At 63.0% G+C, this 12,807-nt stretch carries 9 protein-coding genes; all 9 read right to left on the bottom strand.

The features are described 5' to 3' along the window. Positions 1–76: 76 nt before the first annotated feature. The 9 genes from PC358_RS23645 to yaaA all read right to left on the bottom strand — a co-directional run bounded on the left by PC358_RS23645 (position 77) and on the right by yaaA (position 12,800). A complete protein-coding gene (locus PC358_RS23645) occupies positions 77–1,180 on the bottom strand; it encodes a mannuronate-specific alginate lyase (RefSeq protein WP_033702880.1) in 1,104 nt (367 codons plus the stop codon). Between the two features lie 7 nt (positions 1,181–1,187). After that, positions 1,188–2,627 (bottom strand): alginate O-acetyltransferase, encoded by a 1,440-nt coding sequence (locus PC358_RS23640; RefSeq protein WP_033702878.1) that lies wholly within the window; start codon positions 2,625–2,627, stop codon positions 1,188–1,190. 13 nt (positions 2,628–2,640) lie between these two features. Beyond that, the gene (algG, locus tag PC358_RS23635) at positions 2,641–4,200 is read right to left on the bottom strand and encodes a mannuronan 5-epimerase AlgG (protein WP_033702877.1); all 1,560 of its coding nucleotides are present in this window, start codon (positions 4,198–4,200) and stop codon (positions 2,641–2,643) included. Positions 4,201–4,222: 22 nt separating this feature from the next. Continuing rightward, the gene (locus PC358_RS23630; protein ID WP_033702876.1) at positions 4,223–5,701 is read right to left on the bottom strand and encodes an alginate export family protein; all 1,479 of its coding nucleotides are present in this window, start codon (positions 5,699–5,701) and stop codon (positions 4,223–4,225) included. Beyond that, entirely contained in the window at positions 5,698–7,125 is a 1,428-nt protein-coding gene (gene algK / locus PC358_RS23625) for an alginate biosynthesis TPR repeat lipoprotein AlgK (protein WP_033702875.1), read from the bottom strand. Before algK ends, PC358_RS23630 begins: the two co-directional genes overlap by 4 nt. A gap of 12 nt (positions 7,126–7,137) precedes the next feature. Beyond that, on the bottom strand, positions 7,138–8,304 hold the full coding sequence (locus PC358_RS23620) for an alginate biosynthesis protein Alg44 (RefSeq protein ID WP_033702874.1): 1,167 nt from the start codon (positions 8,302–8,304) through the stop codon (positions 7,138–7,140). A gap of 36 nt (positions 8,305–8,340) precedes the next feature. Further along, a complete protein-coding gene (locus PC358_RS23615; RefSeq protein ID WP_177326484.1) occupies positions 8,341–9,822 on the bottom strand; it encodes a glycosyltransferase family 2 protein in 1,482 nt (493 codons plus the stop codon). Positions 9,823–9,903: 81 nt separating this feature from the next. Next, complete coding sequence (locus PC358_RS23610) at positions 9,904–11,220, bottom strand: nucleotide sugar dehydrogenase (protein WP_033702872.1); 1,317 nt, start codon at positions 11,218–11,220, stop codon at positions 9,904–9,906. Between the two features lie 800 nt (positions 11,221–12,020). Then, positions 12,021–12,800: a peroxide stress protein YaaA gene (yaaA, locus tag PC358_RS23605; RefSeq protein WP_033702871.1), complete on the bottom strand. Its 780-nt coding sequence runs from the start codon at positions 12,798–12,800 to the stop codon at positions 12,021–12,023. Positions 12,801–12,807: the final 7 nt, after the last annotated feature.

Raw genomic sequence — 12,807 nt, 5'->3', positions numbered from 1 at the left:
AGGGCAAAGGCGTTGTCGCTGCTGACGCCTTCGCGGGGCAAGCCCGCTCCCACACAGATCACCCCCGACAGGGGTGTTACTTCTTCGAAGCCGCGCTCGGGTCATAGACCCGGGTCAGGTTGCCGCCCAGCCTGAAGCTGTCGAATGGCTGCATGCCGTGCTTGCGCTCAAGCGTGTCGCCCACGCACTGGTACAGCGCGCACCAGGGCTCGAGCCAGGCGTACTTGCTGTCGACCTTGAGGTCTTTCATGTCCTGTTTTTCACCTGCGCGCTCTGCGAAATGGCGCGGGTCGCGGGCGCCGGCCAGCACGCCTTCGCCCAGGCGCTGCAGGGCGAAGTTGTTCTCGCTGCGCAGGTCCACACCGTTGGCCTTGGCGAAGCTTGCGATCATCGCCAGCGGCGGCAGGGCGTAGTTGTGGTAGGCCAGGGCGCGCTGCTTGCGCTTGACTTCATTGGGCAAGAAGCCCTGGTCGTCGATCTGGTTGGCGCCGACCTTGTATTCCTTCACGGCCCAGTCGAACAGGTCGCGGCGGTCGGTGGCCACGGCGGTGGCCATCACCGACCAGGCGGCCCAGTAGCTGTGGTTGTTGATCTTCTCCAGCGGCAGGTCGCTCCAGTCACGCACGGTCTGTTCGGCCAGGCGGGCGAACCAGCGCTCGATCTGCTCGGCTTCGGTCTGGTGCGCGGCCAGGGGCTGAGAATTGGAGAACTTCAGGCGCAGCCATGAGCCGCTCATGCTGCCCAGCGCCCATTTGCGCATCGACTTGCCGGTGTGGTTGTAGTCGGTGGACAGCAGCGCATCGGCGCGTGCCCAGGCCCCCAGCCAGGTCAGGGTGCAGTCGAGCTGCGCCGGGCGGCCATCACGCATGTACTGGTTGACCATCTTGGCGACGCCGCGCTCAAGCGTGGTGATGTCTTTGGTGGAATCGCGGAAGGCCTGTTCCGAGTCCAGGTTCAGGGTCGCCCGTGCCTTGTCCGAGCCTTCGTACTTGCTGCGAAACTGCAGCGCGCCGGTGTAAGGCTTGGGCGCCGCTTCGCAGCGGAACTTGCCGTCGCTGGTCTTGAGCTTTTCGATCCCCTCGTAGTAGCCCTGAGGGGGCACCAGCGCGGCATGCGCGGCGCCGCCGACCAGGGCCAGGGCGAGCAGGGCGGGGCTGAAGATGTGCTTGAACGTGGTCATGGTCGCCTCACTGGCCGGCTTGCGCGGTGTGCGCAGGCACGGCGAAGTTGTTGCGTTTGCAGAGTTTGGCCTCGACCTTCTGGGTGCCGTTTTCCGGCCCCTGGATCTCGAAGGCCAGCAGGTTCTGGTTGGCCCAGTCCTCGTCCTCGCGCATCTGGAAGACGAAGCGGCCGTCGGTTTCGGAGGTTTCCGGCTTCTCCAGCTTGATGTCCTCGTGGCGGCCATTGAGGTACCAGAGGGTCGCTTGCAGCACCTTGACCGAAGGGTCTTCGAACTTGACGTCCATCTGCAGGTTGCGGTTGATCAGGTCTTTGATCACGCCGCCCTTGCCGTTGACCATCAGCTCGTTCTTGCCAGGCTTGAGTGTGCTGCTGGCGCTCATCAGGGCCGGGCGCGCGTCGCAACCGTCGTCGAGCAGGCCGAGGATCTGCCGCCAGATGGTTTCCTGGTCCAGGCGATACAGCGGCGAGAATTCCCAGATGAGGATCTTCGGTGGGTTGTTCTGGAATTCCTCGCTGCCCAGGTACTGGATCATCGAACCTTCCAGGCCACCGCCAGGGAAGGCGACGTTGAGCACGTCGGCGCCGATGTACTGCTCGAGGAAGCCCGAGAAGTTGTAGTTCTTGCCGCTGTGGCTGGTACCGACCAGGGTGATCTGCGCATTGCCGCCGTCGCCGAACAGGTCGTCGCCGCCGCTGGCGCCTTTCGGCTCGGTGGCGAACTGGTCCATGTACTGCACGGCGTAGCTGGTGCCGCAGAGCTGGCCGGCGACGTTGTGCAGGGTGCCGGTCTTGCCCATGCGCCCAGATTTGTGGGTTTCGAATTCCTTGCGCGGGATGCCTTCAAAAGCCGGCATGTGGTGCACGGTATCGGCCACGATCTTGGCGGCGCGCTCGGCGCCATATGGCGTCCAGTGCTGGTCGCCGCGGAAGTAGAAGTCCTTGCCCTGGTCGGCGGCGGCCAGTTGCTCGTTGGTCAGCGGCGACAGGTCGGGGACGTTGTAGCCCATGCCGGCGAAGCGCTTGAGCATGGCTTGGTAGTTGCTCAGGGCCTTCTGGTAGTCGAAGGCGGCCTTTTCTTCGGGCTTGAGCATGTTGCGGTTCACCAGGCCACGGGTCGGCTGGTAGACCACGACCAGTTCCACGCCACGTTTCTTGAACGCGTCGTGCACCTGCTGCAGGCGTTTGTAGCCGGCGGGCGTGGTGGTGAACTCGGTGCGCAGGTCTTCGCGGGTGCGGAACAGCCAGTCGCCCTGGGCCTGCACCAGCGTGGTGAAGTTCTGCTGGTAGCGGGTGGTGTAGCGGCTGGCGTCGTGCGCCTCGGGGCACAGCTGGCAGCAGGGTTCGGCGCTGAACGTCGGGGCTTTCACCTCGTCGGCGCGCACGCCCTGGCTGATCGCCAGGAGGGCGGCGGACAGGCCCAGCAGTTTCATCAGGTGTGGAGTCATGGTCTGGGCTTCCTTAATCGATCATTTCGGTCTGGCGTTCGACCGGGTCGATCAGCACAGCCTTTTGCTGGCGCACCAGCAGGTCGAGAATTTCGTCCTGGCGCTCGCCGAGGATGCCGTTGAGGCTGATGCCGTTGGCCTTGCGCGGCGCGAGCATGGAAACCTTGTACAGCTCGACCGACAGCGGCGAGTCGATCGACAGCGGCCCGGAGCCGTTGGCCGCCAGTTCACCGCCGACCACGATCAGCGACACCTTGGTGTCGAACGGGTCGAGGGCGATGTCGCGGTCGGTGTCGGAGAGGTCCTTGATGTGCCCGTACACACCGACCAGGCCGTTGGCCATGGCAACGTTTTCGTACAGGCGGATGTTCACGCTGTTGCGCACGCGGATGCCGTGGCGGCGGTTGTTGATCAGCTTGTTGCCCCAGATCAGGTTGTCGCCGCTTTCGTACAAGGTGATGCCGTCGGTGTGGTTGCGGTAGATCTCGTTGTAGGCGATCAGGTTGTTGACGCTGTTACGGTCGATCACCACGCCCGAGAGCTTGTTGTCGTAGCTCTTGTTGTTGATGATCCAGCTGTCGTTGACCTCACGCGAGACGATGATGCCGTGCTTCTTCTTGGTGCCGTACACGGTGTTGCCGGCGATGATCAGGCGGTGCGAACGGTCGTGCGGGTCGATGCCGTAGACGATGTTGTCGCGGTAGGTGTTGTCCTTGACCACAAAGTCCTGGGTCTCGTAGCAGTAGAAGCCGTACCACATGTCGCTGAACTCCGAGCCGATGATCCAGCCGGTAGGTTCGGCGCGGCCCATCTGCTTGGACATGTTCGGCGTGTACTGCGAGATGCTCACACCGTAGGACTTGGACTTGGCGTAGCCGAAGCTGGCCATTTTGGTATTGACGATGTAGGTCTCGGTACCGCCCCACGACAACAGGAACGGGCGGAACTCCTTGGGCGAGCGGAAGGTGGCCGGGCCGTTGTCCTTCTCGCGCCAGCCGGTGACCTGGGTGTCGGTGACGAACAGCTTGCCGTCGTTGACCAGGAACGCGCCGCCTTCCTGGGAAAGGCGCAGTTGCTTGACCTTGCCGTCGATCTCTAGGATGCCCTTGTGCCCCACCACGATCGGCAGGCGCGACAGGTACACGCCCGGCTCGACTTCGCGCAGGTACTGCTTGGGTACCTGCTTGCTCAACTCGACCAGGTCGACATGGCCGTCGTCGACGAAAATCGCCTGCGGGATGCCATGCTGACGCTGCACCCACTCGGCGGCCTTGTTGTCACCGCCGATGAATTCCTTGAGCGACACTTCTTGCAGCATGCGGCGCACGCTGACCTTGCCCTTGTGGCTGCGGTCGATCTTTTTCTGCACGGCCTCGGCGGTGAAGCCGGTGAGGTCGGGCAGCTTGGGCGGGTCCATGTGCAGCGGTTCGACCGGTGCGGCAGAGATGGTGTAGGTCTTGGCCTGCTGCAGTTCCTTGGCGACTGCCGTGGGTTCTGCGGCGACGGCAAGGCCTGAGGCCAGCAGCAAGGCGCTGGCCAACAGGCTGTGACGTAGGTGCGGGTGAAGGGTCATGGCAACAAATCCTCTACCGGCCTCAGAAGCGCCAGATCACGTCGACGAAGGCACGGTGCATGTACGAGTCCGCTTCCTTGCCATAGGCATCGCCCGGCTTGAATACACCGGCACGCAAGCGCACCAGGGCGGACGGTTCGTCAATGGCCTGGCTCATTGAAGCGGGCAGCAGGCCCTGCTTGAAGTACTTGGTCACGACCACGTCCATTTCCTGGCCGAGGTCTTTCTCGCCGTTGACCAGCGGGCGGCTGACGCCGTTGTCGTTGACCGCAGCATTGATGCCGCTGGAGCCAATGTTCTGCTGGCCATCGACGCGCCAGAACTTGTGGTAGATGAAGCTGGCGTCGTAGTCATCGCGCAGCTGCCAGGAGGCAAACAAAGTGGCTGCTTGCAGGTTGCCCAGCTCGCCGCGGAAGGCTTCGCCGAAGCGGTGCACGCGCGAGCGGGTACCGGTGAAGTTGGAGCGGTTGCTCTCAAGGCCGGTCTGCTCGAAGTTGTTCGAACCGTCGTCGCCACCGCCGCCGCTGCCACGGGCATAGGCCGCGCCGACTTGCCAGTTGGGGTCCAGGCGCAGGCGGATGCCGAGGTCGGTGGCCCAGGCGTTGACGTCGCCGCTCTGCTTGCCGTTAGCCACCTGCTCGTCGCCTACGGCCTGGCTGCTCAGGGTGTCGCGATCACCGGTCAGCCAGGTCAGGCTGCCCCAGTAGTTGACGGTGTGATCGTTGCGCCAGTTGTAGGCGTCGCTGTTGGCCTCAAGGCCCAGCCAGGTGAGGTCGCCGGTGCGGGTCTTGTCCAGCGCATCGACCGTCTCGCCGGGGTTTTTCAGGCTGCCGCTGTCGTGGGTGTGGTGGGCGCGTACGCCAACCCAATGGCCAGGCGTCCACTGCGTGGCGACGTTGCCATAGATGTGCGTGCGGTCCTTGTCTTCCGGGGCCAGCTCGGTGAGGTCGGTGCGGTATTCGCTGAAGCGCTGGGCCACGCCCAGGTCAGCCTTGAGCAAGGTGGTGTCGAAGGACCAGTTCAGCGCTTCGATGTTGGTGTCGCGCCACATGCCGTCGTCGCTGCGCAGGCGCTGGCGGCCGAAGCGCAGCTGCTCGCCCGGGTAGGCGGTGAGGCCGCTGTAGCCGACCCAGAACTCGCGCATGGCCAGGTAGTTTTTGTCTGGCTTGCGGCTGTCGTCGCCGGTGTCGGTGGTGGTGCCGTCATCGTTCTGGCGCAGGGTGTCGGTTTCGATGGTGTCGGTGGCGGCAACGGCCTGGCCCATGGCATAGGCGCTCCAGTTGCCACGCTCGCCGTACACCCATGGGCGCAGGTCGAGGCCCAGGCCGTTGACGTCGCCACCAGGGCGGGTGCCCAGGTCGCGGTCATCTTCCGATTGACCGGTGATTTTCACGTCCAGGCCGAAGTTTTTCTCAGCGGTCATGTCGGCCAGGGTCGGGCAGGACCACAGCAGGGCGAAGCTCAGGCCAATGCCGGCTTTCACGAAGGGATTGAGCGTCATAGCGAGTCCTCACCGTCTACTTCTTTTTCGTCGTCTTGCAAGGCTTCGAGGGCCAGGGTGCTGTTGGCGCCTTGGCTCATGCTGCCGCGTGCCTGCTTCTCCTGCGCCAACAGGCGCTGGGCCTGGCTGCGCTGGTCAGGCGAGAGTTGCTGGTCGAGTTGCTGCAGCAGCTCGCTGGACTGTGGCGTCGGGTTTAGCTGCGACAGCTGGGCGAACACCCAGGCGTTGGTCGGCTCGCTGCGGATGCCATGGCCTTCGCTGAACAGCTGGGCCAAGGCATAGTCGGCGCTGTTCTGGCCGCCACGGGCGGCAGTCAGCAGGTGGTCGACGGCTTTCTGCGGCTCGACATTGCCCAGGTAGCCGCGGCGGTACAGCTGGCCCAGGTAGTAATGGGCGCTGATTTCGCCGGCGTCGGCAGCGGCCTGCAGGTGCTGTTCGGCCTTTGCTGCATCGGCCGGCAGTGTCTTGCCTTCGTAATAGAGGCGGCCCAGCAACAGTTCGGCGCGCGGCTGTTCGGCTTCGCGGCCTTTGTCGATGTAGGCCATGAGCTGGTCGGTATCGCCCAGTTCGGGGAAGTCGTAGACCAGTTGCGCCAGGCTGACCCACGAGGCCGGGTTGGCCGGGGCCACATGTTCGAGCAGGTCCTTGGCGGTCTTTTCGTCGGTCTGGCCGAGGCTGCGGTCGGCCAGCATGCGGGCGACGCTGTCGACCCGGGTGGCCGGGACGGCGCCACGGGCATAGGCGGACTTCAGCTGGCCCAGCAGTGCGGCTTGCTGGTCGGCCTGGCCGCGCTTCTGGTACACGGTGGCCAGTTCGACGTAGCAGATGTCGGTGGTGTTCAGGGCGGCCTTGCAGATGCGTTCGACCTCGCCCAGGTGCTGGTCGTAGGTGCCCTGGGTGCGATACAGCAGCACCTGGGCCAGGCCCGCCTCGGGGTTGCCGGCCGCGCGCCACTGGTCGATCTGCTGCTGCGCGTTGACGTTGGGGAAGCTCTGCGGGTATTGCAGGTAAAGCATCGCCAGCGGGATCAGGGTGTTGTTTTCACCCTGTTGGGCGGCGTGCTTGAGCAGGCTTTCGGCCTCTTCGCGTTCTGCCTGGGTGCTGTCGGGCTTGGCCACCAGCAGGCGGCCAAGGCGCGCCTGGGCCCGTGGCGAGGTGGCGGCCGCAGCGCGGTAGGTGGCCTCGGCTTGCTGGATTTGCGCCGGGTCACGGGTGGCCACCTTGATGTCGGCCAGGCCCACTTGCGCGTCGCTGTAGCCCAGGTCGGCCAGGGCCTTGTAGTTGCGTTCAGCCAGGGCGGTGTCGCCGCGCTTGAGGGCTTCGTTGGCCAGACGCTGGTCGGGCAGGCCGGCACAGCCGGCCAGGGCGATGGCCGCGGCCAGGGCACAGAGGCCCAGGCTTGCGCTTTTCTTATGGGGAATCATCGCTGGATCCTCTTACAGCCCACGGGCCGCGGCTTTGTCGATCAGCCAGTTGAGCGACGGGCCACGGTCGCTGCTGACCGAGGCCGGGCGCCCGGCCAGTTCGGCCGGCAGGCCGCTGTCAGGCTTGATCTGCACGCGGATGTCGGCGGCCAGGTTCTCGTTGTCGAGGCTGGCGCTGCTGACGATCTGGCCAGTGCGCACTTCGTCTTCGCCGGCCACCTGGAAGTTGACCCGGGTACCTGGCTTGACCTCGTCGAACTGGCGGTAGCTGAAGCGGGCCTCGACCATCGGGTTGCTGGTGCGAGGGATCAACTGGAAGATCGGCTGGCCCTTGGCGGCGTACTGGCCGTCGTCCACCAGTTGCCGGGCAACCACGCAATCGCAGGGGCTGGTGAGGGTGCCGGAGAGTTGCTTGCCGAACAGCTCCTCGACCTTGGCCGGCTCCAGTTGCGAGTCGTCCAGGTGGCCCTTGAGCATGTCCAGCATGCTGGTGCTGAAGCTTGCCAACGGCGCGCCCTTGACCACCAGGCCACCGCTTTCGACCAGGCTGTTCACGGTGCCGTCGCGGGGCATGGTGACGCTGGTGGTGGGCACCGCGACCACGCCGGCTTCGGCGTGGCTGACGAAGTACATGCCGTACAGCGACTTGGCCACGAAGCCGAAGGCGGCCACACCGACCACGAACACACCCAGGGTCACGCCGACCGCCTTGAGGCGACCGAAGGCGGTCAGGCCGCTGCCGCCATCCTTCTGTTTGCGCGCCTTGGTGAAGTTGTCGCGCTGCAGCGTGCTGAGCACATCGCCGATGCTGATCAGTTCGCCCGACAGATGGCTGGTGATGATGTGGCGCAGGGTGGCGATGTCGCGCGGTTCGAGGTTCTGGAACTGCGCGCCGGTACGGCCATTGCTCGGGTTGAAGGAGCGCACCTGGAACTCGATGTCGATCGACAGGCCCAGGTTGTCGACCACGAACTGCAGACGCCCGCGCAGCACATCACCCACCGACAGTGGCTGTTTGCTGTGGAAGCTCAGGCCACCGGCGGACAGGTCATCGACCTTCACTTCGTGGGTTTGGCGCTGGGTATCCAGGAAGCGCAGCTTGGCTGGAATGCGCACCCGGGCGTGTTGGCGCTGGGCTTCGGACTCATGCACGACGTTGACGTTCACGGCGGTATTCATGGTGGTTTGTTCCTGTTAGATCCGATCCGGTTGGGCTCACACGACCATGAACAGCACAGCAACGAAGATGCTGGCCGCCGAGAAGGTCATGGTCCGCGAGGACCAGGTGTTGAACCATTGTTGAAAGCTGGCGAGGTCACGCTTGAGGGCAGTGGGCTGGCGAGTCCAGGACTGCTTGTCGAGGCGGAAGAACACGTAGATCTTCATCATCGCGCCGACGATCTGGTTGTAATAAAGAATCAGCGGATAGGCCGGCCCGACCTTGTGCCCCGAGCACAGCAGCATCACGGTCAGGATCAGGCGGGTGATGCCGATCCACAGCAGGTACACCAGCAAGAAGCCGAGGCCGAACTTGAGGCTGGCGATCACCGCCACGGTCAGGCCCAGCAGGCTGGTCCACATCGACACGCGCTGGTCGAACAGGACGATGCTGGTGAACAGCCCCAGGCGCTGCAGGCCCAGGCCCAGCGCGCGCGAGTTCTGCCGCAGGTTGTTGCCGTACCAGCGGTACATCAGCTTGCGGCTGGCCTTGAGGAAGCTTTTTTCCGGCGGGTGCTCGACCGTGTTGATCGCGGCATCCGGCACGTAGAAGGTGTCGTAGCCAAGGCGCATCAGGCTGAACCAGCTGGACTTGTCATCACCGGTGAGGAACTTGAAGCGGCCCAGGCGCCAGTGCATCAGCGAGTCGCTTTCGACGTCGGCGATGAACTCGGGGTTGGTCACCACGCTTGCGCGGAACATCGACATGCGCCCGGTCATGGTCAGCACGCGCTTGGACAGGGCCATCGAGCACATGTTGATGTGGCGCTGGGCGAAGCGCAGCTTGTGCCACTCGCTCATGATGTAGCCGCCGCGCACTTCGCAGAATTCGTTGGTGGTCAGGCCACCGACATTGGGGTAGAGCTTGAACCAGGGCACGGTCTTGCATACCACGCCATCGGCCAGCACGGTGTCGCCATCGATCACGGCCACCACGGCGTTTTCGTCCGGGAGCATCCGCGAGATGGCGCGAAAACCATAGGCCAGGCCGTCACGCTTGCCGGTGCCGGCGATGCGCACGATGTCCAGCTTGACGTGCTCTGGCGGGTTGTATTTGGCCCATAGGCTTTTCACCAGCAGTTCGTCCGACATCTCCACCAGCGAGCAGACCACGGTGGTGGGGAAGCCGCAGTTGATGGCTTCGCGGATCACCGAGCTGTACACCTGTGCGGTGGTCAGCGCATCGATACGAAAACTGGTGACCATCAGGTACACATGGGACGGGTCCGCGGCCTTGCCCAGTTTCTGCACCTTGCGGCGCAGGTACGGGTAGACGGCGTAGAGGAAGATCATGCCGCGGATGAAATGGGTGGCGCCCATGGAGTAGCGCCAGATGCCGACTGCGCCGACCAGGAAGATGAAGTGCTTCGACTGCGAGTCGAAGATATCGGCGGGCAGGGCCAGGGCGATCAGCATGAGCAGGCTCATGTAGAGCAGCCATCCGGCGCACTGCAACAGCACTGTCTGGAGCCTTTGCATGTTCAGCATCCGTCGCGAAATCAGGGAAGGAAGGGCAGCGCTTGGTGGGTAAGGAGTACCCGCGCTGCCCGGCCAGGGGTGTTACCAGCAGATGCCTTCGGTACGGCTGGTGCTGCACGTGGCGTTGTTCATGAAGCCGACCAGGTCAATCACCTGCTTGCCAGCGGGTGCTTGCTGGGCCAGGGCGCGGAACTGCTCGTCACGGTTGCCCAGGACGATGATGTCGGCGTTGTCGATGACCTGCTGGAAGTCGGCGTTGAGCAGCTTTGATACGTGGGGGATCTTCGACTCGATGTAGTCTTTGTTGGCGCCGTGGACACGGGCGTACTGGACGTTCTCGTCGTAGATGTCCAGCTGGTAGCCCTTGCCGATCAGGCGCTCGGCCAGTTCCACCAGCGGGCTTTCGCGCAGGTCGTCGGTGCCGGCCTTGAAGCTCAGGCCGAGCAGGGCGACCTTGCGCTTGTCGTGGGCTTCGATCAGCTCGAAGGCGTTTTGCACTTGCGACTCGTTGCTGAGCATCAGCGAATCGAGCAGTGGCGCTCGCACGTCGAGGCTGGCGGCGCGGTAGGTGAGGGCGCGCACGTCCTTGGGCAGGCACGAGCCGCCGAAGGCAAAGCCTGGGCGCATGTAGTACTGGGACAGGTTCAGCACCTTGTCCTGGCAGACCACGTCCATCACGTCGCGGCCATCGACACCTACGGCCTTGGCGATGTTGCCGATTTCGTTGGCGAAGGTGACCTTGGTGGCGTGCCACACGTTGCAGGTGTACTTGATCATCTCGGCCACTTCGATCGGCTTGCGGATGACCGGTGCGTCGAGCTCTTCGTACAGGCTTTGCAGTACGTCGCCGCTGGCGCTGTCCAGTTCGCCGATGACGGTCATCGGTGGCTGGTCGTAGTCTTTGATCGCGGTGCTCTCGCGGAGGAACTCAGGGTTTACCGCAACGCCGAAGTCGACCCCGGCTTTTTTGCCCGAGCAATCTTCCAGAATCGGGATCACCACATTCTTGACGGTACCTGGCAGCACGGTGCTGCGTACCACGATGGTGTGGCGGCGGGTTGTGTCACGCAATACGTAGCCGATTTCGCGGCACACCGATTCGATGTACTCAAGGCCCAGGTCGCCGTTCTTCTTGCTCGGCGTACCGACGCAGATCATCGACACATCGCTGGCGCGGATGGCCTCGGCGAAGTCGGTGGTGCCGCGCAGGCGGCCATTGGCGATGCCTTGTTGCAGCAGTGCTTCCAGGCCAGGTTCGACGATGGGCGACTTGCCCTGGTTGATCAGGTCGATCTTGGTGCTGGACACGTCCACGCCAATCACTTCATGGCCTCGCGCCGTCAGGCAGCCTGCACAGACCGCACCTACATAACCCAAACCAAAGATGCTGATACGCATCGCTATCACCTCATGTGTGTTTATCACGCCAGCTCTTCAGGAAGAGCCGGGCCAGGTTGATCAACATCAGTTTCCGGGCGCACGGGTCCATGGCGAATGCACACTTCGCCGAGCGCAGGCAAAATTAATCCGGAGCGCGAAAAGTTATGCGCTCAAACTTGGCAGTCAAAAGCCATTATTAAAAAACGTGCCTTGGTCTTAAGCCGTCTTTATTGCAATGCGCTACTTGGCGCACTGCTGTGCTTGTTTTTTCAAGTGGATAAATCCTTTGAAATCAACCACTAGGACGAATTGTAAGGGCGCGTCTCTCCTGCTTGGACAGGGCTGTCGGGGGGAGCCCGTTATTCCTGTCGAAGTTGCCGGGGCCGGTAGTGGATACCTGCCGTTGTCATCTGTAAGTCATTTCTCACAGCCCGTAGGCAGGAAAATCGTTACGGCACTATGAGCGATTGGGCGTAGCAGAAGTTCCTGGGTGGATTCTGCACCGATGAAAGATTTCTAAATAATTCTTCAGTGGCAAATAGTTTCATTCTGATAGCACCGGGCAGTTTCGTCCCGGTATATAAAGGGCGAGACTGAGGGGGGATGTTTTTATGCCAGTATCGAAAAATATTTTTCAAAATTCGTCAAAAAAGGTACGAACGGTCTTATGGCGTTTGGCGATAAAGGTCGGTTCGTTGGTTTTTTGGCGTCATAAACATGGCTTGGTGGCGATATGAAGCCTGCCCTGTTGCAGGGCTGGGGAGGGGGGTTGCAGCTGGCCTCATCGCGAACAAGCCCGCGAAGAGGCCCTCATCAAATCACTCGGCAGGGTGGTCGCGCAGGAACACCAGGTGATCAGGCTTGGACTGCTCGGCACTGTAGTAGTAGCCCTGCACATCAAATGCTTTGAGCTGCTCCGGGTCGTTGATGCGCTGCTCGATCACGAAGCGGCTCATCATGCCCCGGGCTTTCTTGGCATAGAAACTGATGATCTTGTACTGGCCGTTCTTGAAGTCCTTGAAGTCGACGTTGATCACCCGGGCCTTCAAGGCGCTGCGTTTCACCGCACTGAAGTACTCGTTACTGGCCAGGTTCAGCAGCACGTCGTCACCCTGGTCGGCCAGGGCCTGGTTCAGCCATTCGCTGATGCGCGTGCCCCAGAAGGCATACAGGTCCTTGCCGCGGGCGTTGGCCAGCTTGGTGCCCATTTCCAGCCGATAAGGCTGCATCAGGTCGAGCGGGCGGAGCAGGCCATACAGGCCAGAGAGCATGCGCAGGTGGCCCTGGGCATAGCTGAAGTCATCTTCGCCAAGGCTTTGCGCATCGAGGCCGGTGTACACATCGCCTTTGAACGCCAGCAGCGCCTGCTTGGCGTTGGCCGGGGTGAAGTCTGGGGTCCAACTGCCGAAGCGGGCGGCATTGAGGCCGGCGAGCTTGTCGGACAGGTGCATCAGTTCGCTGATCTGGGCGGGCGACAGCTCGCGCAGTTGCACGATCAGTTCCTGGGAGTCGTCCAGGTACTGGGGCAGGGTGAAACGTTCGGTCACCGGCGGGGTGTCGTAATCGAGGGTCTTGGCGGGGGAAATCACCGTCAGCATCGGGTCG

Origin of the sequence: Pseudomonas capeferrum, assembly GCF_000731675.1 — a bacterium.
In the GTDB taxonomy this organism is placed as follows: Bacteria; Pseudomonadota; Gammaproteobacteria; order Pseudomonadales; family Pseudomonadaceae; genus Aquipseudomonas; species Aquipseudomonas capeferrum.
The sequence above is the reverse complement of the archived record's forward strand: the minus strand, read 5'-3'. Positions and strand labels throughout refer to the sequence as shown.